Origin of the sequence: Burkholderia orbicola, from assembly GCF_900100915.1 — a bacterium.
GTDB lineage: Bacteria > Pseudomonadota > Gammaproteobacteria > Burkholderiales > Burkholderiaceae > Burkholderia > Burkholderia orbicola.
On record NZ_FNKW01000003.1, the window covers coordinates 1,020,854 to 1,044,893 of the forward strand.

The following is a 24,040-nucleotide window of genomic DNA, read 5'->3' on the forward strand; positions in this document are numbered from 1 at the left end:
CACCGCGCGTGACGGAATTCCGGTTCGGGAACCCGATTTGCGGCTCTATCCGCAAAGGGGGGGCTATGGATCGTCGAGATATCGTGGTAATTGCGTCGTCCCGAGGCGGTCTCCCGGTCCTCCGGACGCTGGTGGCAGGTATCGCCGCGGATTTTCCGGTGCCGATTTGCATCGTGCAGCACATTGGTCGACATCGGACGATTCTGCCCGAGCTGTTGTCGCGATGGGGCAGGCTGGATGCAAGCGAGGCGCTACACGGAGAACCGCCGCAGGCCGGCCGAATTTACGTGGCCCCGTCCGACCGGCACATGATCGTGCGCGGCGGCGATCTCTGGCTGCTCGATACGGCCGCCGAGAACTTCACCCGGCCGGCCGCCGATCCGCTGTTCCGCTCTGCCGCACGCGAATATGGGGCCGGTGCGATCGGCGTGGTGCTCAGCGGCGATCTCGACGACGGCGCGGCCGGCCTCGCGGCGATTCGTGCCCGGGGCGGGTACGGTATCGTTCAGGACCCCGACGAATGCGAGGCGCCGTCGATGCCGCGTAGTGCGTTGGCTGCGGCGGGCGCCGATGCGGTCGCAAGGGCCGGAGAACTGCCGCAGGCCATTCATGCAGCGGTCTACGGCGCACGTGTGAAGGAGCAGCGAAAGATGGCAGACTTGCGCGACCTGGACCGTGAGAGCCGGATTGCCGAGGGTGGCCTCGTCGATCCCAGGATTCTCGACGAAATCGGCACGCGTTCCGCACTCACGTGCCCCAGTTGCAACGGCGTGCTCTGGCGCATGCTCGACGATCGTCCGTTGCGATACCGATGTCATACCGGGCATGCGTTTTCCGCGCTTTCTCTCGACGACGCGGAAGCCCAGAAAGCGGAAGATGCGATATGGGCGGCGATCCGCGCGGTTCACGAGCGCATGATCTTTGCGCGCGAGCGCCAGGAATGGGCGCGTCGGACCGGCAACGCCGAGGACGTCGCGATCGAACAGGCCCGCATCGACGAGAACCAGCGGCTCGCGGACGTGCTGCGCAATGCAGTCGGCACCGCGATGAACACGGGCGAACTCGAGTAAGCGCGGCGAGCCGCGGCATTCACGCCGCCGCTTCTATCCGGGCACGAACACGCCCATCGCCGCGATCGCCATCGCGAGCGTCGCGATCCATCCTCCCCATGCAAGCGCGCCTCTGACGGCAAACTCGCCCATGACCCGCTTGCTTCTCGCCATCAGCATCATCACGACCATGATCGGAACGGCGCTCACGCCGTTGATGACGGCGCTCCAGTAAAGCGCGCGGATCGGGTCGAAATGCATGAACGTGAACGCGATCCCGCCGACGATCGCCAATACGATCACCGCATAGAATTCCGGCGCGACGCCCCACTGCAGCGCGAGACTGTTGCGCCAGCGGAATGTGCCCGCCGCCGCATAGGCCGCCGACCCTGCGAGCACCGGTAGCGCGAGCAGGCCGGTGCCGACGATGCCGAGCGCAAACAGCACGTACGCGAAATGACCGGCAAGCGGCTCGAGCGCCCGCGCGGCATCCGCCGACGTCTTGACGTCGATGTGATGCGCGTTGAGCGTGGCGGCCGCCGTCAGCACGATGAAGAAGGCGATCACGTTCGAGACGCCCATGCCGAACCACGTGTCGAAGCTGATCCGGCGCAACTGGGCGGGCGCCTGGCGCGGCATGCGCCGCAGCGGCCGCGCGTCCGGCACGGCGCGCAATTCTTCGACTTCCTGGGACGCCTGCCAGAAAAACAGATACGGGCTGATGGTCGTGCCGAGCACGGCGACGAGCGTGGTCAGATACGCGGCGCTCAACTGCGCGTGGGGCTGCACGATCGCGCGACCGACCTCGGCCCAGCTGACCGGCACGATGAGGGCGACCGCGACATAGGCGAGCAGCGTCAGCGCCGTCCATTTGAGCAATCGCGAATAGCGGTCGTACGGGACGAACACCTGCAGCGCGACCGACACGCCGCCGAGGCACACGATGTAGAGCTGTTGCGGGCCGGGCAGCAACAAATTGACGGCCGCGCCCATGGCCGACAGGTCGGCCGCGATGTTGATCACGTTGGCCGTGATCAGCAGCACGACCGTCCCGTACAGCAGCCATGGCGGGTAGTGCTTGCGCATGTTGGACGCGAGACCCTTGCCCGTCACGCGGCCGATTCGCGCGCTGACCAGCTGGATGGCCGTCATCAGCGGGTACGTGAGCAACAGCGACCACAGCAGTTCGAAGCCGAATTGGGCGCCCGCCTGCGAGTAGGTGCCGATGCCGGAAGGATCGTCGTCGGCGGCGCCGGTGATCAGGCCGGGGCCGAGACGCCGGACCCACGTGACCGCGTTCGGCGCCGGTTCCGTCGGCTCGGGCTGGAGAAAATCGTTGTCGTTCATGATGGCGGGCCTCCCGGGAGTGCAGCATGCGCAATCGCCGTGCCCGCTCGACGGGTGTCGCGCGCCCCGGGGCCACGCGGGTATTACGGCCCGCCCGGTTTCGCTACGTCGCCCGCGTCGACGTTGATCGCGTGTTCCTTCGACACCAGCCGGGTTCCGGCCATGCTTGCGCCGCCGATGTGCAACTTCAGGCGCGCCGGTTCGCTGGCATCGAGTCCCGACACATAGTCGAGGCCATGCAGCCCCACGCGATCATGGAACGGAATGAACCAGGAGGAGCAGAAGTCCGACGTGGGGACCGGGCAGTGGGCGTGGATGTCGATCCGGCGGGCAGAGAACGGATAGTCGTCGAGATCGGTTGCGCCCACATCGAATCGCTCGAGGATGGTGACCGGCGTGACCGCGTAGCGGAGGTAGACGTGGTCGGCCCACGGCGTCTTGTCGAGCGACGCGAGGTCTTCCGTGGTGTACGCAATGATCGTGAGGCCGTTTCGGTCGCGGTGCTGGATTTCATATCGGCTGACATTCACCGACTTGCAGCCGGCACATGCGATTGCCGCACCCAGCACGAAACCGATCAAGCGCATCCGCTCCTGCATGTCGTCCTCCCGGCGTCCTTCGGCCTCGGTTTGCCTGCAATACGACGGCGCGCGACGTGCGTTACGTCGGGTTGGCCGCACCGTCGGCGGGCGAGGCCGTCGCGTGCATCGCCTGTTCGAGAAGGGCATGCGCGGCCTGCCATGCGCGCGCGGCAGCGGCGGAATCGTTGAACGCCCGCGCGTCGACCGTGGCGCCGTCCAGCAGCATCATGAAGACGGTCGCCAGCCGGTTCGCGGTTTCGGGCGGCACGAGGGCTTCGATCAGTTCTGCGATCCATTCGACCATTTTGCGGCGATAGCGGATCGCGACATCCGAGATCGGCGCGTAAGCGGTGCCGAATTCGGCCAGCGCACGTTCGAACAGGCAGCCGGCAAATTCCGGTGTGCGGAACCACGCTTCATACCAGTCGAAGATGGTCTTGACGCGCTCGACCGGATCGACGACGTGCTGCAACTGCGCGTCGATGCTGCCGACGATCAGGTCGTAGCGCTGGACCAGCACTTCGCGGATGAGCTCGTCCTTGCTCGCAAAATGCCGGTACAGCGTCATTCGGGCGACACCGGAATCGTCGATGATCCAGTCCACGCCCACCGGGTGGAATCCGTGCCTCGAGAACAGTTCGGTCGCTTTGTCTACCACCAGCTGGCGTTTGTTGGCTCGCACGAACGGCTTCCTCCTCGATATTTCAGCAGCATAGACCGATTATTCTAGCATCAGGCGACTCGTTGAGATTGACCTCCCGGGCCTGTTTGATGGTACTTTCGCGTCGGTAAACCGCGCTCGGCGAACCGGTTCTCAGGTCACCTTGACTATTAGATAGACCGATATGTATCATTTGAACTCAATGAGCAATGATCGATATTGCGTGGATTGAAGAGACGGAACGGTGGCTAGTGTCCCCATTTTCCGTCGTCTGCGGCAGCAAACGCTGCACAATGTTTCAAGCCGACAACAGAACCTGAGAGAGCCTTGGCATGCGGGCCCGCGGATGATCTTCGCCGCGCAGCGCCTCGCATCAGCCGGGGGTATGCTCGCGGGCGAGTGCGCGAAGCAATACGGCGCCAATAAAACGTGAGGAAAATACCCATGTATCGCCGTTTACTCGCACCGGGGCTGCTGTTGCTGTTGGCCGCGTGCGCGCAAGACCCGTCGGTCACCGCCAGCACGGTACGGATCTGCGACGACACAGGGTGTTCCGATCGCCCTAAAGATCAGGTCTCCTATCAAAAAAGGGACGATGCGGAAGACCGGGACGATCCGCGCATCGCCGCGCTCAAGCAAACCGCTAAAACCCAGCCGAAGGCCGCCTACGACCTCGGCCTGCGCTATTTCCGCGGCGACGGCGTGCGCCAGGACAGCTACCGGGCGCTCAAGTGGATGCGCGAAGCGGCCGAGCGCGGCGACCTGAACGCGCAGAAGGCGCTCGGCAGTTTCTACCTGTTCGGCCTCGAGGAAATGGGCTCGGACGCGCGCGAAGCGGAGAAGTGGCTGTCGATCGCGGCCGCTCGCGGCGACAAGGAATCGAAAAAGCTGCTCGATCTCGCGCGCAAGGCGAAGAAAGAAGACGAAGAAGACTGGAAATGGCGCACGCAATGGCGTGACACCTATTACGGCTACTGGTACTCGGGCTATCCGTACTACGGCGTCTGGCAGCAGACGTACTGGTACTACTGACCGGGCATCGGGCAACGGGGCAGCCGCGGGGAGACCACCATCGCGCGCCACGCCGGGGGCTTATCGAAGTTCGCACGGACACATAAGCCGAACAACGACTCTAATCGATCGACAACGACATGAAGACCAACCTTTCCCAACGTCTCACTCAAGGTGCGCTGGTGGCAGCGCTTGGCGCGTCCGTCGCGGGCTGCGGCGGCGTGGTGACGCCCGGCGGCCAGAACGCCGGCGTGACGGGCGCGGCGGCAGGCGGCGCGAGCGCCGGCGCCGATTCGCAACTGCAGCGCTGCACGTCGCCGCTCGGCACGATCGCGGTCGACGACGGCCGCAACGCCGACTGGTGGGGCCAGTTCGGCAGCGCCACCAAGGTGACGAGCATCGATCCGCTGCTGCGGCTGGCGGTGCAGCAGTCGAACTGCTTCGTGATCACGTCGATCGGCAACCAGAAGAGTGACGCGCGCCTGTCGCGCATCACGCAGCTGCAGCGCAACTCGGGTGAATACCGGGCGGGCTCGAAGCAGCAGAAGGGCCAGCGTGTCGCGGCCGACTACTACATGGAGCCGCAGATCGTGATCAACGATTCGCCGATCGGCGGGATCGGCAGCATGATCGGCGGGCTGATCGGCAATAGCGCGGTGGCAGCGGTGGCGGGCCATCTGCAGACGAAGGCGTCGGTGGTGACGTTGACGCTGTTCGACGTGCGCTCGGCGGTGCAGATCGCGGCGTCGGAAGGCAGCTCGACGGCGACGAACTACGGCGCGGCGCTGGGCGGCTTTGGCGGCGGGGTGGGCGGCGCGCTGGCGGGCTTCTCGTCGACGCCGGAAGGCAAGGCGACGGTCGTGGCGTTCATCGACGCGTACAACAAGATGGTCGTCGCGCTGCGCAGCTACAAGGCGCAGGACGTGAAGGGCGGGCTGGGCCGCGGTGGCCAGTTGCAGGTGAACTGACGTTGCCGGGCCGGCGGGATGCCGCCGGCCGATTCCTGATCTCTGATTCGTGATTCTTGATTCGTGATGGCCGGTGCGTGCGGCGTGATTCGCGCGTACGGGCTGCGTTCGTCCTCTTCGTCCAGAAGGTGATCCCGATGAAAGCCGTTGCACTGATCGCATTGACCTGCCTCGCGCTGACCGCTTGCGGCGGCGGTGACGACAATTCCTCGCCCGCGGCGTCCGGCGGATCGGGCACGAGCAACAACGGCGGCAGTGGCGGAAGTGGCGGAACGCCGACCACGGGCACATCCGGTGGCAATCCGGGCTCGCCGACCGCATCGAACGTCGAGTGCGATCCGGTTTACCAGCAGGGCGATACCGTGCAGTTGCACACGTATACGCAAGCGACGTCGCAGAGCCCGTCGGTCGACAACGGCGTGTACACGCGGACTTACGCGCCGGCGACGTTCGACGGCGTGGCGCTCACGCAGCAGGCCGAAACCACGACAGGCTCGCCGATCCAGACCAATCACTACTACCTCGTCGGCAACGGCGTACGCACGTACTACGGCAGCGAGGTTTACAGCGGCGGCACGCTCGCGTTGCGGGACGTGAACTCGCCGCCCTATGTCGAGACGATCGGGCTCGCGGGAAGCGAGACGGTGAACTACGTGGATACGCCCGTCGTTCCGTCAGGCGGCGCGCAAACGTCCGTCTCGATCCAGCGGACCTACGTCGCGCGCGAAACGGTCAGCCTCAGGAACGGCAAGGTCTTCGCGAACGCCTGCCACTATCAGACCACGGAGACTACCGCCAACCAGGCGGTGACGACCAAGACGAGCGCTGACGACTGGCTCGCGCCGGGCGTCGGCCTGGTCAAGTCGGTCGCCAACGTCGGCGGCACGCAGATCATCACGCGCGAACTGGAAGCAGCGACGGTGGGCGGCAAGTCGTACTAGGGGGCGACGCGAGATGCGCGCGGCGGATGGAGCAGTTGCGTCATCCCGGCGCGCCGTTCGTCCGACAACACGACGCGGTGGCGGACATCGATATCCCGCTCGATCAGGACTGCGAACACACCGTACCCCGGCCCTTCAGATGGAACGCAGGAACGCGGCGGACACGCCCAACCGAAGATCCGACGAGAGATTGCGCGACCGTGCGATCTCCTTCGTGAGCTGCATGACCGTGCGGCACGCCAGCGTCAGTTCGCCGTGAGGCGACATGGCGAGCGCGATGAAGCGCGGCACGGACGGATCGACCACCATCGACGCCTGCAACCGGCATTCCCGTTCCAGATTGGCGATCGCGTAAGGGCCCAGCAACGCATGGATGCCGCCGTCGGCGACGATGTGCCCCTGCAGGCTCAGTGAATCCGCTTCCGCCGCGAAATTGAGCGACACCTGATGTTCGCCCGCGATTTGTTCGAGCCGTTCGCGCCAGCTATTGGGGCGGCAGAAAGAGACCAGCGGAATGCCATCGAGCCTGGAAAACGCGATCGTCGGCTGACTGGTCAAAGGGTCGCCTTCCGCCCCCACCAGGTAAGTCGCGGCCTCGACCAGATATTCGTCGCCGTTTCTCGGCGTCGGACTATTTCGAAACAGGATGGCGAGATCGACGCTGCCGTTCTCGAGCCAGGTTTCCAGCAACGCCCCTTGACCCTCGCGCACCTGTAACTGCACCAGCGGGTAACGCTCTCGAAGCTGGTGGTAAAGGGTGCTGACGAGGGGATGAGCGGTGGAGGGCAGGATTCCGAGCCTGACCACGCCGATCGGTTCGCCCGCCGTGCTGCGGATGTCGTTGGACAACTGCTCCGTGCTGGCCAGCCAGGTCCTCACGCGCGGCGCGATACGCGCGCCCAGCTCGGTCAATACCACGCCGCGGCCTGTCCGTTGAAACAGACGGCCGCCGCAATACTGCTCGAGCTCGACGATCTGCCGGCTGATGTGGGGTTGGCTGGTTCCGTAAGCAATGGCCGTCTTGCTCAGGCTCCCGAGTTCCGCCGCGTCGATGAATTGCTTCCAGGCCGCATAGTCCATCGCGAAGCCTCCCCCCGAGATATGTCAAATCAGTATAGCTGAAATGTGCAATCTGGCCGTTCTCGCATGGGTCGGGCGTCCCTACACTGCAACGCATGCACCGTTGTTCCGGCGCGATGCGAAACGGGCGGCGGGCTCTCCTCCGGCAAAGAGGAGCGGAAAAGCTCACATTTGGAGACGTCATGAAGGCAATCGATCTGCGCGGTTTGGTCCCGGCACCCGTTACCCCTTTCACCCGCGAGGGCGCGGTGGACCATGCCGCCATTCAACGGCTGGGCGCATGGCTCGGCGGCATCGAAGGCGTCAAAGGTCTGACGGTGCTCGGACACGCAGGCGAAGGCACGTTCCTCTCGCAGAAAGAACAGGCCCAAGTCATCGAAAGCTTCGTGAAGTCCGTCGACGGCAAGATTCCGGTCATCGCCGGTATCACGCTCGAAGGCACGGAAGTGGCGGTGGAAGAGGCGAAGCGCGCGGTGGAGGCCGGCGCGTCGGCCGGTCTGGTGTATCCGTCGCACGGCTGGCTGCGCTTCGGCTATCAGAAAGGCGCGCCGCAGGATCGCTACCGCGCGATCCACGAGGGCAGCGGCCTGCCGCTCATCCTGTTCCAGTACCCGGACGCCACCAAGGCGACCTACAACCTCGAAACACAGCTGGAAATCGCCGCGCAACCGGGCGTCTTCGCGATGAAAAACGGCGTACGCAACATGCGTCGCTGGGACGTCGAGATTCCGATCATCCGACGCGAGCGTCCGGAACTGCAAATCCTGACGTGCCACGACGAGTATCTGCTTCACACGATGTTCGACGTCGACGGCGCGCTCGTCGGCTACGGCGGTCTGGCTCCCGAGCCGCTCATCGAACTGATCAAGGCAGGCAAGGCGAAAGACTACCCGGCCGCCCGCGCGATTCACGATCGCCTGCTGCCGGTGACGCGCAACGTGTATCACCGCGGGTCGCACATGGAAGGCACCGTCGCGCTCAAGCATGGCCTGGTGGCCCGCGGCATCCTCGAGCATGCCACCGTGCGCTCGCCGTTGCTGCCGCTCGCGCAAGGCGCGGACGTTGAAATCGCGGACGCGCTTCGTTCGGCCGGCCTCGTCGACTGACTCCCGCGCGGTACGTCCATAGCCGGATGCCGACGGCGCAGCGCCGCCCGCTGTGCCGTCGGCATCGAGCAGTCGGGGCGGCGCGAAACCTCGTTGCGCGCGCCGCTGCCGACAGGCTCGGCAAACGATAAAAAACGCGCCGACGTCGCGGCAAACGATAAAAAAACGCGACCGGTGCTGCAAAACAAGAAGCAAGCCGAAGGTCCATAAAATGCAGCTTTTCAGGAGACAGCATGAACACCCCTTCGACCGTCTGCGGCGTCGACCTTGGTCGATCCGCGAGCGAAACGCGTCCCACGAGCGAGCAACTGCGGGCGGCGAACCTGCTGTTCCGCATCGAGAACGTGCCGTTCTGCAAGTGGCACACCCACGCACGGATCGTCATGGGCAGCGCGACCCTCTTCGATGCATTCGACGCGCTTTCGCTGGCTTTCGTGCTGCCCGTACTGGTGGGGCTGTGGCATCTTTCTCCCGGTCAGATCGGGGTGCTGATCGCTGCCGGCTATCTGGGCCAGGTCGTCGGCGCGTTGGTGTTCGGCTGGCTGGCCGAGCGCCTGGGGCGAGTGCCCAGCGCTACCGTCGCGGTGGGCGTCATGTCGGCGATGAGCGTCGTATGCGCGTTCACCGGCAGCTTTCACATGCTGTTTCTGATGCGCTTCCTGCAAGGCATCGGCGTGGGCGGAGAAGTGCCCGTGGCCGCTACGTACATCAACGAGCTGTCTCAGGCGCACGGCCGCGGGCGTTTTTTCATCCTGTACGAGCTCATTTTCCCGTTGGGGCTGCTCGCGGCCGCGCAGCTCGGTGCGTTCGTCGTCCCGCGCTTCGGCTGGGAAACTATGTTCCTGATCGGCGGGATTCCCGGCATGGTCGTCGCGATCCTGATCGCGCGTCTTCCGGAATCGCCGCGCTGGCTCGTTTCACGCGGGCGTTTCGATAAGGCCGAACGCATCATCGAGCGGCTGGAAGCCAGCACGACGAAACGCAACCTCGACACGCAGACCCAAAGGGCCGAGGTGGACGCGCGCGTGGCGGGCCTTCTGACCGGACGACAGTCGAAGCGGAAGGGAACGTGGAAGGAACTCTTCTCGCCGTTCTATCGAGGCCGCACCGTCGTCGTGTGGCTGCTTTGGGCGAGCGCGTATTTCGTGGCCAACGGCATCAACAACTGGCTGCCGAGCCTCTACAGGACGGTCTACCATCTGCCGCTGCAGACGTCGCTTCAGATGGCATCCATCTCGAACGTCCTGAGTACGTGCGGGGTGCTTGCCTGTGCGCTGCTGATCGATCGGGTCGGGCGCCGCCGGTGGGCAATGGCCTGCTTCATCATCAGTGCAGCCCTGCTCGCCGTACTCGGCATTCATGGCGCAGGCAGCGCCTGGTCCGTGATGTTGCTCGGATCGTCGGCGTACGCGGTGATGGCAACGACCACGGTCCTTCTGTACCTGTACACCCCGGAGATCTACCCCACCCGGATGCGCGCCATCGGTACCGGTCTTGCGACTTCGTGGCTGCGCGCGGCGTCTGCTGCCGCGCCGGCGATCGTCGGCGTCGTATTGACCGGGAAAGGCATCGCCGCGGTATTCGTCATGTTTGCCGCGGTCAGTGCGGTGGGCTTCTTCGTCGCCGCGCGAATGGTGGAGACGACCAATCGTTCGCTCGAAGAAATTTCACCGTAGTCACTCGCATGCCTGACGGCGCCTTCCCCTGAGAAGCCTCGCGGGAAGGCGTTTCCTCGCTCGTCACGCCCGCGACTTCGGCGACGTGCTCGAAACAGGGGCCGCCGTTCCCGCTATTCAATAAGTACTACAGATGGATGGTCACGGAAAAGGCTGCTCACAAAAATATGAATGGAGACAATCGAAATGAAAAAGACACGACAGGTCGTGGTGCGCGTTGCCGCTCGACGCGGTGTCGGTACGCTCGGCGTGACGGCGATATTCAGCGCCGGTCTGGTATTGAATTCCGTCGGGGCATACGCGGATAGCGGCTCCCAGGTCCAGCTTTATGGCCTCATCGGCACCTACGTCGGCAGTATCAAACGCAGCGACACGCCGCAGTCCGCGGTACAGATGGGGAGCGGCGGGCTGACCACGTCGTTCTGGGGAATCCGCGGCAAGGAAGACCTTGGCGGCGGCGTCGGCGCCATTTTTGTCCTCGAGAGTTTCTTTCAACCCGCAAACGGCGCGCTGGGGCGCAGTGCGGCGGACCCGTTCTGGTCGCGCAATGCGTACGTGGGCTTTCAAGGCGACTTCGGGCAGGTGACCTTCGGGCGACAAAGAAACCCGGCCTATACGGCCGAATCCCTCGTCAACCCGTTCGGATCCTCGACCGTCTTCTCTCCGCTCGTCCTGCAAACGTTCGTGACCAACTATGGCGGGACGATCATCGGCGATACGGTGTGGAACAACACCGTCAAGTACACGACGCCCGACTTCAAGGGGTTCGCCGCCACCGTCATCTATGGTCTTGGCGGCGTGGCGGGTTCGCCGGGCGTCGGTAATCTCGGCGTTCACCTGAACTATCAAGGGCATGGCCTCACGGCCGTGCTGTCCGGCCAGCGCGTGCGGTATACCGCGGCAGGGCCGGTCGGCGCGCAGTACGCCTATCTGGCCGGCGCGGCATACGACTTCAAGCTCGTCACGCTCTACGGCGCGTGGGCGATGACGAGCGACGCGAGTACGCCGACCGGCAGCCACACCTATGAGGCGGGTTTGTCGATCCCGTTGTCGCCCGCCGACTTCCTGCTTGCAGAGTGGGCGCGCACGAAGCGGTCCGGCGCTACCCGAGCGGCGAGCGGCCTGCGGAACACCGCGTCTGTCGGCTACAACCACCTGCTGTCGAAACGGACGGACATCTACGCAATTTACGCTTACGACAAGCTGAGCGCACACCCCATCGGCAACTCGTTTGCGGTGGGCATTCGCCACACGTTCTGATTCCCTCCCGCACCCTTCCACACCCCGCAGCGGTAAATCCTTCCCTGAACGGAAGGTCGCGTTTATGATCCGCCATGCAAGCGGTGGTCGCTGGAATCGTCTGGTTGGTCGCACAACCATTCCGTTCCTTTGGCACCGCTTTCCTTTTGCGCCCAACCTTCACACGAATTCACGAAGATCCCATGCAACGCGTGGTCTCGTCGTCGCCGAATCGAAAGCGATCTGTAAACAACAATGCTGCCGACCAGTTATAACGCGTTGCTCGTTCTTCTTTCGCTCCTGATTGCCATCCTGGCGTCCTACACCGTGCTGGACATGGCCGGGCGTATCAAGGCCGCTCAGGGGCATGCCGCACGGTGGTGGCTGGTCGGCGGGGCTTGCGTGATGGGCACCGGCATCTGGTCGATGCATTTCGTCGGCATGCTTGCCTTCGCATTGCCGATTCCACTCGGATACGATCCGGCCATTACCGTGCTGTCGTTGCTGATCGCCATCGTCTGCTCCACGTGCGCGCTGTGGCTCGTCTGCCGGGACACGCTGAAGTGGCGCCGGCTGTGCGGCGGGGCCATGTTGATGGGGGCCGGCGTGGCGGGCATGCATTACACGGGCATGGCGTCGATGCGCATGTCGCCCGGCATCCAGTACGACCCGTTGCTCGTTTGCCTGTCGGTCGCGATTGCCGTGGTCGCATCGGGTGCCGTGCTGTGGATCGTATTCATCCGGCGTGCCAACTCGTCGCGCGTGCGCCTGCTCAACCTGGGATCGGCCGTCCTGATGGGCGCCGCCATCGCCGGCATGCACTATACCGGGATGGCCGCCGCCCGCTTCCCGCTCGGCAGCCTCTGCGGGGCAGCCGGCTCGCGCATGGACGCCGGCTGGCTTGCACTGGTCATCATCGTGGCCACGTTGGCCATACTCGCGATCGCGTTGGTCGTCTCCATCCTCGACCTGCGTCTGGAGGCCCGCACGGCGGTACTGGCCACGTCACTGGCCGAAGCCAACCAGGAATTGACGTATCTGGCGCTGCACGACAACCTCACCAAGCTCCCCAATCGCGTGCTGCTCGAGGACCGGATCGATCAGGCGATCCAGGGCGCCGACCGCGAGCACGGGAGCTTCGCGCTGATGTTCATGGACCTCGATGGATTCAAGGCGGTCAACGATGCCTATGGTCATCACGTCGGCGATCTGTTGCTGGTCGACGTGGCGCGGCGCATCGGCGCGAACCTGCGTTCGCAGGACACGATTGCCCGCCTGGGGGGCGATGAATTCGTGCTGGCCGTGGCAGTGGACGAGCCCGCGGACGCGGCCGACGTGGCGGACAAGATATTGGCGGTGATCCGGAAACCGTTCCGCGTGTCCGAACACGAATTGCGCGTGTCGGCCAGTATCGGCATTGCGCTCTATCCCGGCAACGGCAGCGATTTCCGCGACCTGATGACCAACGCCGATGCAGCGATGTATCACGCCAAGGCACTCGGCCGGAACGCGTACTGCTTCTTCGAGGCATCGATGAACGCGAATGTCCGCGAGCACCTGAAAATCGTGCAGGAGCTCCGTCTGGCGCTGGAGCGGCGTGAACTGGTCCTGCATTACCAGCCGAAGTTCGACGTTCCCCATGGACCGATCATCGGCGTCGAGGCGCTGTTGCGATGGATGCACCCGACGCGCGGTCTCATTTCACCCGATCAGTTCATCTCGATTGCGGAAAAGACCGGCTTGATCGTGCCGATCGGCGAGTGGGTGCTGGACGAGGCCTGCCGGCAGATGCGCGTGTGGTGCGATGCGGGTCGAACCGACTGGACGATGGCCGTCAACCTGTCGCCGCTGCAATTCGGTCACGCGAGCCTGATCCGGGTCGTGGAGGCCACCTTGCAGCGGCACGCGCTGGAGCCGCACTGCCTGACGCTGGAGATCACGGAATCGACCGCGATGCGCGATGCGGACGCCAGCTTGAGAATCCTTCAGCAGCTTCACGACATGGGCGTGCGCATTTCCATCGACGACTTCGGAACGGGTTATTCAAGCTTGCTGTATCTGAAGCGCTTGCCGGCCAGCGAGCTCAAGATCGACCGGGGATTCATCCGCGATCTCGAGCACGATACCGAAGACGCCGCGATCATTTCGGCGATCGTCGCGCTCGGCCGGGCACTCGACCTGAAGATCGTCGCGGAGGGCGTTGAAACGGCGGCCCAGCAGCAGTTCCTGACCCGCCTCGGTTGCAACTCGCTGCAGGGTTTTCTGCTCGGGCGCCCGATGCCGGCGGATCACTTCGTCGAAATGACCGCGCAAGGCACTGCGATCAAGCCTGTTTGATTCCGGGTGGGAATGCGTCGGGGTCCAGAGTTAAACGAAATGTGATCACTCTCCGCCGCAAAATTTTGCACAATGACGGCAGCGCGGCCTTCCACCGCGTTTCGATCCGGGCCGCCGATCGCCGCCCGACAACCCTTCCCGAGCCTCGCTCCGACGTGCCGCCGCCCACCGCCATGGACCAACCGAAACGCATCCTGATCGTCGAGGACGACGCCGACATCGCCGACGTGCTGAGCCTGCACCTGCGCGACGAGCGCTACGAGGTCGTGCACAGCGCGGACGGCGCCGAAGGGTTGCGCCTGCTCGAACAGGGCAACTGGGACGCGCTGATCCTCGACCTGATGCTGCCGGGCGTCGACGGCCTCGAGATCTGCCGGCGGGCGCGGGCGATGACGCGCTATACGCCGATCATCATCACGAGCGCGCGGTCGAGCGAGGTGCATCGCATCCTCGGCCTCGAACTCGGCGCCGACGACTACCTCGCGAAACCGTTCTCGGTGCTCGAACTCGTCGCGCGCGTGAAGGCGCTGCTGCGGCGCGTCGATGCGCTCGCACGCGATTCGCGGATCGACGCGGGCACGCTCGACGTCGCGGGGCTGGCGATCGATCCGATCGCACGCGAGGCGAGCGTCGACGGCGCACGCCTCGACCTCACGCCGCGCGAATTCGACCTGCTGTATTTCTTCGCGCGGCACCCGGGCAAGGTGTTCTCGCGGATGGACCTGCTCAATGCGGTGTGGGGCTATCAGCACGAAGGCTACGAACATACGGTCAACACCCACATCAACCGGCTGCGCGCGAAGATCGAGGCCGATCCGGCCGAGCCGGTGCGCATCCTCACGGTGTGGGGACGCGGCTACAAGCTCGCCGCGCCGGGCCAGCGGGACGCGTGATGAAGCTCACGCTCACCCGGCGGCTGTCGCTCGTGTTCTCGATCCTGCTGATCGCGTGCTCGGGCGCGTCGGCATGGCTGCAGATCCGTGCGAACGACATGCGCGAGAAGGAAGTCGTGCAGGCGCTGTCGCGCGACCTGGCCACGAACATCGCCAACAGCGCGCCGCTGATGGACGCGAACGGGCTGCGCCCCGACGCCGTGCGCACGCTGTTCGGCCAGTTGATGGGCGTGAACCCGAGCGTCGAGGTGTACCTGCTCGACAACGCGGGGCGCATCAAGGGCGACGATGCGCCGCCGGGCCACGTGAAGCGCGACCGCGTCGATCTCGCGCCCGTGCAGCGCTTCATTGCGGGCCAGCCGCTGCCGATCCTCGGCGACGATCCGCGCAGCCCGGACGCGCGCAAGGTGTTCAGCGCCGCGCCGCTGCAGCGCGCGGGGCAGCCGCCGTCGGGCTACATCTACGTGGTGCTGCTCGGCGAGGCGCATGACCGGCTCGCCGCGCGCGTCGACGCCGGCAACGTGCTGCGCACGACGCTGTGGTCGATGGCGATCGTCGCGCTGCTCGGCCTGATCGCGGGCCTCGTCGCATTCAGCTTCATCACGCGTCCGCTGCGCCGGCTGACGGCCGCGATGCGCGGCTTCGACGCGAACGGTGCGCCTGGCGCGCCGGGTGCGGCTGAGGTGCAGCCGCCGGTGCTGCGCTTGCCGCCGGGCCAGCGCGGCGACGATATCGCGGTGCTCGAATCTGCGTTCGCGCAGATGGCCGACCGGATCGGCGACCAGTGGCGCGCGCTGACGCGCCAGGACCAGCAGCGGCGCGAACTGATCACGAACATTTCCCATGACCTGCGTACGCCGCTCACGTCGCTGCACGGTTATCTGGAGACGCTGTCGCTGAAGGCCGACACGCTGCCCGAGCCCGAGCGGCGGCGCTACCTGTCGATCGCGCTCGCGCAGAGCGCGAAGGTCGGACGGCTCGCGCAGGCGCTGTTCGAGCTCGCGCGGCTCGAATCGGGCGGCGTGCAGGCCGAGCGCGAGCCGTTCTCGCTCGTCGATCTCGTGCAGGACGTGTTCCAGAAATTCGAGCTGGCCGCGCAATCGCGCGGCGTCGCGCTGCATGCGCGGATTCCGCCGCGCGTGCCGGTGGTGTCGGCCGATCTCGGGATGATCGAGCGCGTGCTGACCAACCTGCTCGACAACGCGCTGCGGCACACGCCTTCGCATGGCGAGGTCGAGATCGCGCTGGAGCCGCAGGGCGAGCGCGTGATCGTGACCGTGTCGGATACCGGTGAAGGGATTCCGGCGGCGCGGCGCGAAGGGCTGTTCCAGCGGCCGCAGCGGCCGATGAGCGGCGGCACCGCGACGAGCGGCGGGCTCGGCCTGTTGATCGTGCACCGGATGCTCGTGCTCAACGGCAGCGGCATCCGGCTCGTCGACCGGCCCGGGCGCGGCGCGGTGTTCGAGTTTGCGCTGGCGGTCGCGTCGCCGGCGGCGGGCGACGCGCGCTGACCGAGAGCGGCGGCGTCATCCGCCGCGCTTGCGCCGCACGTCGCTCGGCGTCGTGCCGGTCCAGCGCTTGAACGCGTGGCGAAATCCCACTGCATCGCTGAAGCCGAGGGTCAGCGCGATGTCCTCGGTGCTGAGCGTGGTCGTGCTGAGGTAGTCGATCGCGAGCGCCTTGCGCACGCTCGTCAGCAGTTCGCTGTACGACGTGCCTTCGGCTTCGAGCTTGCGGCGCAGCGTGCGCGAGGTCATGCACAGGATCTCGGCGATCGCGTCGATGTCCGGGAATTGTCCCGGCGTGCGGGTGAGTTCCTCGTAGACGCGTCGCGTGATGCCCGACTGGCTGCGCAATTCGTCGAGCAACTGCGCGCAGTGCGACGACACCTGCGCGGCGGTGATCGGGTTCGCGAGCTGCGGCGCGCGCGCGAGCCACGCCGCCGGATAGCTGAGCACGTGATGCGGCTGGTCGAACGCGATCGGGCATTCGAGCGCGTCGGCCAGCAGTGCCCCGTGCGGCGGCCGCGGCTGCGCGAACTGTGCGCGCGCCGGCACGCACCATCCGCCCATCACGTCCTTGATGATCGTCACGTGCAGCGCGAACTGCATGTCGATCAGGAAACGGTACAGCGGCTCGTCGAGATCGGGCAGCGCGACTTCGTGCCGGTCCGGGAACAGCCACGATGCGGTATCACCCTGTTCGACCCAGCGGATCGGCAGCATGCCGTTCGCGAGCCGGTGATACTTGACGGCCGAATCGAACGCATGCGCGAGCGATTCCGAGCACAGCATCGCGTAGCCGTACATGCCGTAGCTCGACGCGTGCAGCCGGCGGCCGACGCGCACGCCGAGGTCGGTGCCGTCGTACCGGCCGACCGCATTGCGCGCGGCCGTCAGGAACTGCAGCGGCGACGTGAGCGCGAACGGGTCCGCGACGTCGGCCAGGGTGAGGCCGGTGCCGGCGAGCACCGTCGCCGGGTCGAGGCCGGCTTGCGCGGCCACGTCGACCAGCACGGCCAGCTTGGCCGGCGTGAAGCGCTGCTCGCGCAACGCGTGGGTGGGAGCGGCATCCGGCAGCCGGGCGGGACGGGTGTCGGTCGGTTTCAAGAGCGCACTGCGCGGCATGGCGGGTCCTGCGTCCGAATCGATATCGTTGACGGCACGCAATTCTGCGCGGGAACGGTCCCATCCGCCACCGGGTTCACCCTGATACACGCCGGCGCCACGCGGCATCACCCGGCCTGGAAGACGCCTGCCTGCCGCGCGAACGGTTTCGCGAGGCGGTCCACGTGTTGACCTGCGCGAGTGGTCAGCCCCGATCGCCGGGCTGCGCGCGCAGGATCGCGTCGGCGAATTCGACGAAGCCGCTGCCGCCCGGGCCTTGCGTGATCCAGCGCGGCGGCGCGGGCAACTGCGGCAGATACTCGACCACGGTGCTCATGCCGGCCGTATGCGCGAAATAGCCGAACATCGGCGCGTCGTTCGTGGAGTCGCCCGAATAGGCGACGCAACCGGGCGCCGCACCGGCATCGACGCCGAACGTATCCGCCAGCACGCGCAGCGACATCGACAGCTTGTCGTACCCGCCGACCCAGCCGATCACCCACAGATTGTTGATGGTCGCGTCCGCGCCGGCCTCGATCAGCGCGTCGAGAATCCGCTGATCGTGGTCGCCGCCGCCGCGGGCGTACGCGAGCGACGTCAGGCGGAAGTCCTGGTCGTCCGCGTGGCGGGCGGCGGGCACGACCTTCCCGACATGCTGCGCGATGCGCCGCAGCGCGTCGCGCGCGCCGTCGAGCGCATCGTCCGCGTGCCAGTAGCGGCGTTCGGCGCCGTGTCCGTCCGCGCCGCGCCGGATGAAGAGCCCGCCGTTCTCCGCGATCACGCCGTCGACCGGCCACATCCGCGCCATCTGGTCGCACCAGCCGGCCGGCGCGGCGGTGACCGGAATCACGCGGATGCCGCGTGTCTGCAGCCGCTCGAGCGCCGCATAGGTCTGCGCGGCCAGACGACCGCGATGGGTCAGGGTTTCGTCCATGTCGGTCAGCAGGAAGCGAACGGACGAGAAGGTGTCGGCGGGGGCCAGGGCGAGCGGCTGCATGGTCTCGGCGAATGAGGGACGGTCGTCGATTATGAGGAACGGCGGCACGCCGCGCCATGCCGCTTGCTGCTTTGCAATTCGCGCCCGGGAATATGCGCGTGGCGGCGTCCGGCGGGGTTGCCCGGACACGCCGGCGTGCGCGCGTGTCCGTTTCGATCATGTTTTCGGCCGCCCGGATCATTTGCAAAGCGCGTCGCGCGGGCGATAGTCGCCGGTCAGGCGGCGGCCCGCGTCCTTCGGGCGTGCAGGCCGCCGTGCGAACGGTACGCAGGCTGGCGTGCCGTCCAAAGAGGAGTGAGACATGACGAAGAGACACTGGACCGGGTCGTATGGCTCGATCCCCGCCGAGATCGATGCCGATCGCCATCCGTCCGTCAGCGCGCTGCTGGACGACGCGATGCGCCGCTTCGCCGACCGTCCGGCGTTCCATGCGTTCGGCCGCACGCTCACCTATGCCGACGTCGAGCGCCTGTCGACCGCGCTGGCCGCGTACCTGCAGCAGGTGGTCGGCGTGCGCAAGGGCGATCGCGTGGCCGTGATGCTGCCCAACGTGCTCGCGTTCCCGGTCGTGTTCGTCGCCGTCGCGAAGATCGGCGCGATCCAGGTCAACGTGAATCCGCACTACACCGCGCGCGAGCTCGAGCATCAGCTCAACGACGCCGGGGTCGAGGTGGCGGTCGTCTGCGGCGGGTCGATGGGCACGTTCGCGGACGTGGTCGGCGGCACGCGCGTGCGCACCGTGCTGAGCGTGGGGCGCGAGGATCTCGGCGTCGTCGATGCGCCGGCCGGCACGTGCGATGCGCTGCCGCCCGGTTCGACCGCGCTCGCGCAAGCCATCGCCGCCGGCGAATCGCTCGCGTGCGAGCCGGTTGCGCTGAGCGGCGCGGACCTGTTGCTGCTGCAATACACGGGCGGCACGACCGGCTTGTCGAAGGGCGCGGCGCTGTCGCATCGCAACCTCGTCGCGAACATCGCGCAGTTCGCGGCGATCGTGCCGGATGCGCGCCGGCCGGGCGAGGAAGTCGTCGTCACCGCGATCCCGCTGTATCACATCTTCGCGCTGACGGTGAACTTCCTGTCCTACTTCGCGATCGGCGCGCAGAACTGGCTCGTCGCGAACCCGCGCGACATGGACGGGTTCATCGACGTGCTGAAGGCCGCGCGGCCGACGGTGTTCGTCGGCGTGAACACGCTGTACGCGGGGCTGGCCGGCCATCCGCGGTTGAAGGAGGTCGACTGGTCGCGGCTGAAGCTGTCGGCCGGCGGCGGCGCGGCGGTGATCGACGTGATCTCGTCGCGCTGGAAGGCGGTGACCGGCAACTTCATCCGCGAGGGCTACGGGCTGTCGGAAACGTCGCCGGTCGTGTCGTTCAACCCGCAGTCGATCGACCGGTTCACGGGCACCACGGGCCTGCCGCTGCCGTCGACCGACGTGAAGCTGCTCGACGACCAGGATCGCGAGGTGGCGGTCGGCGAAGCGGGCGAGATCTGCGTGAAGGGGCCGCAGGTGATGAGCGGCTACTGGCAGAAGCCGGACGCGAATGCGGCCGCGTTCACGGCGGACGGCTATTTCCGCACCGGCGACGTCGGCGTGTTCGACGCGGCCGGCTTCCTGCGGATCGTCGACCGCAAGAAGGACATGATCATCGTGTCCGGCTTCAACGTGTACCCGAACGAGGTGGAAGCGGTCGCGACCGCGCTGCCGGGCGTCGCGGAATGCGCGTGCATCGGCGTGCCGGACCCGCGCACGGGCGAGGCCGTCAAGCTGTTCGTGGTGCTCGCGCCGGACGCAGACGTGACGGAAGCGCAACTCGTCGCGCATTGCCGCGCGAGCCTGGCCGCGTACAAGGTGCCGAAGCTCGTGCGCTTCGTCGACCGGCTGCCGAAGTCGACGGTCGGCAAGATCCTGCGCCGGGAACTCAGCCGCACCGACTGATGAGAGCGGCGCGCCGCGCGGCCTCGGCTGCGCGGCTCGGTGCGCCGACGACCCCGAAGGTGGCGCGCGGGCCGCTCAAGTACAATGCGCTCGGTTCGATCGACGGGGACGCGATGACCGGCTCAGATTCACTTTCCGCCCGGCCCGGGCGTGCGCTGCCTTCGCCGAGCGCGACGGTGCCGATCTCGCTCGTCAACGGCTTTCTCGCGAGCGCGGGCGTGCAGCGCGACGTGGTCGAGCGCTACCTGCGCGGCGCCGGCATTCCGATCGAGCTGCTCGGCGAGCCGCACGCGCGTGTGACGGAGGAGCAGTTCTCGACGCTGTACCGCACGCTCGCGATCGATCTCGACGACGAGATGCCCGGCATCTTCTCGCGGCCGCTGCGCGGCGGCACGCTGAAGTACCTGTGCCTGAGCCTGCTCGATGCGCGCAACCTCGAAACGGCGCTGCATCGTTTCGGGCAATTCTTCCATATCCTGCTCGACGACTTCTTCGTCGAATCGAAGCGCGACGATCTCGTCGCGCAGGTGCTGCTGCGCCCGAACGACGCCATTGGGCCGATCGGCGCGCTCGGCCAGGAGCTGATGCTCAAGCTCGTGCACGGCGTGTGCTCCTGGCTGATCGGCCAGAAGATCCCGCTGCTGCAGATCGAGTTCGCGTGCCCGCGGCCGCGCCACGCGGTCGATCACCTGTACTTCTTCACCGGCGCCGTGCAGTTCGACTGCGCGCGCACGCTGATGCGCTTCAGCGCCGATTACCTCGACGCGCCGATCCGGCAGAGCAAGCGCAATCTGAGCAAGTTCCTCGCGCGTGCGCCCGGCGACTGGATCTTCGAATCGTTCAGCGAACAGCTCGTGTGCCACCGCGTGCGGCAGTACCTGTCGGCCGCGCTGCCGGATCTGCCCGCGATCGACCAGGCGGCCGAGCACCTGCATTGTTCGGTGCGCACGCTGAGCCGCCACCTGGCCGCCGAAGGGACGACGTTCCAGGTGCTGAAGGACGAGCTGCGGCGCGATATCGCGATCCAGCGGCTGACCGATACGCCGGACACGATCGCGGCGATCGGCGCCGATATCGGCTTCGACGATCCGAGCGCGTTTCATCGCGCGTTCCGGCACTGGACGGGGAGTACGCCGGGGACGTACCGGCGTCGGGCGTGACGCCGGCGCGGGGCGGTAAGTCGCAGCTTTCCGGATCGAATCCCATAAGCGGCTCCCTTGCGGTTTTCATGGCTGGTTTTTCAGCGGACACTCCCATAACAGGCGCCCTTCGTTCCTCGGGCCGTGCAGGCGCGCACCCGGTCGGTCGTTTCCTTCGGTGTGCGTTGCCGCGATTGTCGATCTGTCTTTCCGGCCTGACGAACGCATTCCATTCAACAACCCCCGGCAAACAGCAGCGTGGCCGCGCGATCGGACGCGATCACCGCGTCGGTCGCCCACCCACGCATGTCTTCGGCATATCGCGTCAGTGCGTGCCGGATATCGCCACCGTTGGCGGTCTGCCCGGCCAGCCACGCTGCCAGCGCGCCGGCATCACGGAGCGCCGTATTGGCGCCCACGCCGCCGGCGGGACTCATGGCATGGATCGCGTCGCCCAGTAACGTGACGGGGCCGGCCGGCAGCGCCACGTCGGGGCGTCCGCGACGCACGGGCAGCGCGGTGACGGCGCCGGGCGGTGTGTCGAGCAGCAGGCGGCGAAGCACCGGGTGCCAGTCTCGCACAACATGTCGGAGTGCGGCCGGGAGTCGCGCTGCAAGCGCGGCCGTCGTGTCGGCGCCATCCAGCCCGAAGCGGCTCGACGGTCCGATCACGGCCCAGTAGAAATAGTCGTCCGGCCGTGTGAAGCGGCTGCGCGGCGCCACATGGGCGGCGAGCGCCCGCAGGTCGCCGCGGAATCGCATGTCCTCGAGGACCGCCGCGCACCCGTCGGCCACGATCACCGTGGTGGCGGCGCGCAACCCGGCGGCTTCGGCGAAGGCGGGATCATCGGTCGGCAGCCGGGTCCTTCCGTAGACGCACAGGGCGCCCGTCCTGACCGGCGCGGCCGCCGCAACGAGCTGTGCGCGGATGGTCGAATGGACGCCGTCCGCGCCGACCAGCACGTCGCACATGACCGACCCGGACGTGCCGCTCGCGAACGTCACGTGTGCGCGGCCGTCGGGCAGCAGTCGATAGCGGTCGACCGCGTGGCCGAAATGCACGCGATCCTCGATGCCGGCCATCAGGATCTCCCGCAGGGTCAGCCGGTTCACGCTCAGGTCCGCCGTGTCCGGCGCAGTGTGCCAGCCGGCGGGCGCATGTCCGGCGGCCGGTGTGAGCCGGGGTGTCGCGAGCCGCAAACCGCCGGTGCCCTGCGACGCCGATGCCCGGAACAATGCCGCCAGCCCGGCCGGCAGGCAGGCTGCCAGCGCGCGCTGGCCGGTCGCGTCGATCCGGATGCGGTAGCCCTGCCTCCGGCTGTCGAGGGCGGCGTCGCGCTCGTAGACATCGAACGCGATGCCGGCCTGTTTCAATGCCTGGGCGAGGGCCAGGCCGCCGAGACCCGCACCGACGATGGCGACGTGAATGTTTTGCATGGAATGCTCTCCGTTAACCGCGCGGGGCGTGCGGTCCGGCATGCATTGTTCCGTGCGGAACCGGTGGTCGGATAACGGCATCTGGCCGTTCAATGCCGTAGACTGGCCAACATGGATAACAGTACCGCCGCCGACGTGGCGCTTCCCGACTACAGCGAATGGCTGGACGGTCCCGCGCTGATCGCGCTGCGCGGCAACGACGATCCGGCCAGCGCGTATCGGCTCGGCACACGCGACTATGACTGGCACGCGCACGCGCGCGGTCAGGTGCTGTGTGTCGAGGCGGGGTTGATCCACGTTCATACGCCGCGCGGTGCGTGGCTGCTGCCGCCGCATCGTGCGGGCTGGGTGCCACCCGGCATGCCGCACAAGGTGCGGGTGAGCGGTGCGCCCGATGGCTGGGTGCTGCTGGCCGCACCGCCGTTCTGCGCGGGCCTGCCGGACGAGCCGTGCGTGATCGGCATCAGCGCGGTGCTGCGCTCGCTCGTGCATCGTGCGATCGAATGGGGCAGGCACGCGCCGCTGGCGCCGGAGCATGCGAGGATGGCTGCGGTTATCCATGACGAAATCCGTCGCACGCCGCGCGAGGCGTTGCACGTGCCGATGCCCGCCGATCCGCGGCTCGCGCGGGTGGCCGGGGCGCTCCTCGACGATCCGGGCAGCCGGCGCACGCTCGACGCATGGGCGACGTTCGGTGCGATGTCGCCTCGTACGTTGCGGCGGCTCATGTCGGCCGAAACCGGGTTGAGCTTCGCGCAATGGCGCCAGCAGGTTCGACTCGCGCATGGTCTCGACCTGCTCGCCCGCGGCTGTCCGGTGGCTGAGGTGTCGGACCGGGTGGGTTACGCATCGCCCAGCAACTTCATCGCGATGTTCCGCAAGGCGCTCGGCGATTCGCCCGCGCACTATTTCGCAACCCGACCGGAACGGCAGCCGGACGGGCGCTGATGCCCGCCGGACGGGCTTTCGCGGCCAGATGCGACGGCCGCCGCCCGCGCGCGACGTGGCCGATTTTGTCACCATGTGGGCCGGATATG

At 66.8% G+C, this 24,040-nt stretch carries 20 protein-coding genes; 13 read left to right on the top strand and 7 right to left on the bottom strand.

The window, feature by feature from the left end; translation table 11 throughout:
* The first annotated feature begins 65 nt into the window (after nt 1-65).
* Nucleotides 66-1,070 (top strand): chemotaxis protein CheB, encoded by a 1,005-nt coding sequence (locus tag BLS50_RS34495; RefSeq protein ID WP_074808495.1) that lies wholly within the window; start codon nt 66-68, stop codon nt 1,068-1,070.
* Nucleotides 1,071-1,103: 33 nt separating this feature from the next.
* Here the strand turns inward: BLS50_RS34495 and BLS50_RS34500 are convergent, their stop codons facing one another.
* The 3 genes from BLS50_RS34500 to BLS50_RS34510 form a co-directional block, all read right to left on the bottom strand.
* A complete protein-coding gene (locus BLS50_RS34500; protein WP_074808500.1) occupies nt 1,104-2,396 on the bottom strand; it encodes an NRAMP family divalent metal transporter in 1,293 nt (430 codons plus the stop codon).
* Between the two features lie 83 nt (nt 2,397-2,479).
* Nucleotides 2,480-2,995 (bottom strand): hypothetical protein, encoded by a 516-nt coding sequence (locus BLS50_RS34505; RefSeq protein WP_074808503.1) that lies wholly within the window; start codon nt 2,993-2,995, stop codon nt 2,480-2,482.
* Between the two features lie 61 nt (nt 2,996-3,056).
* Nucleotides 3,057-3,659: a TetR/AcrR family transcriptional regulator gene (locus BLS50_RS34510; RefSeq protein ID WP_027811252.1), complete on the bottom strand. Its 603-nt coding sequence runs from the start codon at nt 3,657-3,659 to the stop codon at nt 3,057-3,059.
* 423 nt (nt 3,660-4,082) lie between these two features.
* On the opposite strand from BLS50_RS34510, the gene BLS50_RS34515 reads away from it, so the two are divergent.
* The 3 genes from BLS50_RS34515 (at nt 4,083) to BLS50_RS34525 (ending at nt 6,558) form a co-directional block, all read left to right on the top strand.
* Nucleotides 4,083-4,670 (top strand): tetratricopeptide repeat protein, encoded by a 588-nt coding sequence (locus tag BLS50_RS34515; RefSeq protein WP_074808505.1) that lies wholly within the window; start codon nt 4,083-4,085, stop codon nt 4,668-4,670.
* 119 nt (nt 4,671-4,789) lie between these two features.
* Nucleotides 4,790-5,617 carry a hypothetical protein gene (locus BLS50_RS34520; RefSeq protein WP_011545763.1) on the top strand — a complete coding sequence of 276 codons (828 nt, stop codon included), beginning with the start codon at nt 4,790-4,792 and terminating at the stop codon, nt 5,615-5,617.
* Between the two features lie 137 nt (nt 5,618-5,754).
* On the top strand, nt 5,755-6,558 hold the full coding sequence (locus tag BLS50_RS34525; protein ID WP_074808759.1) for a hypothetical protein: 804 nt from the start codon (nt 5,755-5,757) through the stop codon (nt 6,556-6,558).
* A gap of 135 nt (nt 6,559-6,693) precedes the next feature.
* Here BLS50_RS34525 and BLS50_RS34530 read toward each other — a convergent pair whose 3' ends face one another.
* Nucleotides 6,694-7,638 carry a LysR family transcriptional regulator gene (locus BLS50_RS34530; protein WP_074808507.1) on the bottom strand — a complete coding sequence of 315 codons (945 nt, stop codon included), beginning with the start codon at nt 7,636-7,638 and terminating at the stop codon, nt 6,694-6,696.
* 182 nt (nt 7,639-7,820) lie between these two features.
* Here BLS50_RS34530 and BLS50_RS34535 point away from each other — a divergent pair, with 182 nt between their 5' ends.
* From BLS50_RS34535 to BLS50_RS34560, 6 genes are all read left to right on the top strand, one after another.
* Nucleotides 7,821-8,744 (top strand): dihydrodipicolinate synthase family protein, encoded by a 924-nt coding sequence (locus BLS50_RS34535; protein ID WP_011545759.1) that lies wholly within the window; start codon nt 7,821-7,823, stop codon nt 8,742-8,744.
* A gap of 233 nt (nt 8,745-8,977) precedes the next feature.
* Nucleotides 8,978-10,420, top strand: coding sequence for an MFS transporter (locus tag BLS50_RS34540; RefSeq protein WP_074808509.1), 1,443 nt, complete (start codon nt 8,978-8,980; stop codon nt 10,418-10,420).
* A gap of 186 nt (nt 10,421-10,606) precedes the next feature.
* Nucleotides 10,607-11,680 (top strand): porin, encoded by a 1,074-nt coding sequence (locus BLS50_RS34545; RefSeq protein WP_074808512.1) that lies wholly within the window; start codon nt 10,607-10,609, stop codon nt 11,678-11,680.
* Between the two features lie 234 nt (nt 11,681-11,914).
* The gene (locus BLS50_RS34550; RefSeq protein WP_074808515.1) at nt 11,915-13,996 is read left to right on the top strand and encodes a bifunctional diguanylate cyclase/phosphodiesterase; all 2,082 of its coding nucleotides are present in this window, start codon (nt 11,915-11,917) and stop codon (nt 13,994-13,996) included.
* Between the two features lie 173 nt (nt 13,997-14,169).
* Nucleotides 14,170-14,889 (top strand): response regulator transcription factor, encoded by a 720-nt coding sequence (locus BLS50_RS34555; protein ID WP_011545754.1) that lies wholly within the window; start codon nt 14,170-14,172, stop codon nt 14,887-14,889.
* Nucleotides 14,889-16,400: a sensor histidine kinase gene (locus tag BLS50_RS34560; RefSeq protein WP_074808518.1), complete on the top strand. Its 1,512-nt coding sequence runs from the start codon at nt 14,889-14,891 to the stop codon at nt 16,398-16,400. The genes BLS50_RS34555 and BLS50_RS34560 overlap by 1 nt, the downstream gene beginning before the upstream one ends.
* Before the next feature lie 15 nt (nt 16,401-16,415).
* Here the strand turns inward: BLS50_RS34560 and BLS50_RS34565 are convergent, their stop codons facing one another.
* Entirely contained in the window at nt 16,416-17,516 is a 1,101-nt protein-coding gene (locus BLS50_RS34565; protein WP_074808522.1) for an AraC family transcriptional regulator, read from the bottom strand.
* Nucleotides 17,517-17,700: 184 nt separating this feature from the next.
* Entirely contained in the window at nt 17,701-18,492 is a 792-nt protein-coding gene (locus tag BLS50_RS34570) for an HAD-IIB family hydrolase (protein ID WP_012337237.1), read from the bottom strand.
* Between the two features lie 301 nt (nt 18,493-18,793).
* On the opposite strand from BLS50_RS34570, the gene BLS50_RS34575 reads away from it, so the two are divergent.
* Both BLS50_RS34575 and BLS50_RS34580 read left to right on the top strand, forming a co-directional pair.
* Nucleotides 18,794-20,428, top strand: coding sequence for an AMP-binding protein (locus BLS50_RS34575; protein ID WP_074808523.1), 1,635 nt, complete (start codon nt 18,794-18,796; stop codon nt 20,426-20,428).
* A complete protein-coding gene (locus BLS50_RS34580; protein ID WP_074808526.1) occupies nt 20,428-21,588 on the top strand; it encodes an AraC family transcriptional regulator in 1,161 nt (386 codons plus the stop codon). Before BLS50_RS34575 ends, BLS50_RS34580 begins: the two co-directional genes overlap by 1 nt.
* A gap of 212 nt (nt 21,589-21,800) precedes the next feature.
* Here the strand turns inward: BLS50_RS34580 and BLS50_RS34585 are convergent, their stop codons facing one another.
* Nucleotides 21,801-23,003, bottom strand: coding sequence for an FAD-dependent oxidoreductase (locus BLS50_RS34585; RefSeq protein ID WP_074808529.1), 1,203 nt, complete (start codon nt 23,001-23,003; stop codon nt 21,801-21,803).
* A 111-nt stretch (nt 23,004-23,114) separates the two neighbouring features.
* On the opposite strand from BLS50_RS34585, the gene BLS50_RS34590 reads away from it, so the two are divergent.
* Nucleotides 23,115-23,951: an AraC family transcriptional regulator gene (locus tag BLS50_RS34590; RefSeq protein ID WP_027805602.1), complete on the top strand. Its 837-nt coding sequence runs from the start codon at nt 23,115-23,117 to the stop codon at nt 23,949-23,951.
* Nucleotides 23,952-24,040 lie beyond the last annotated feature (89 nt).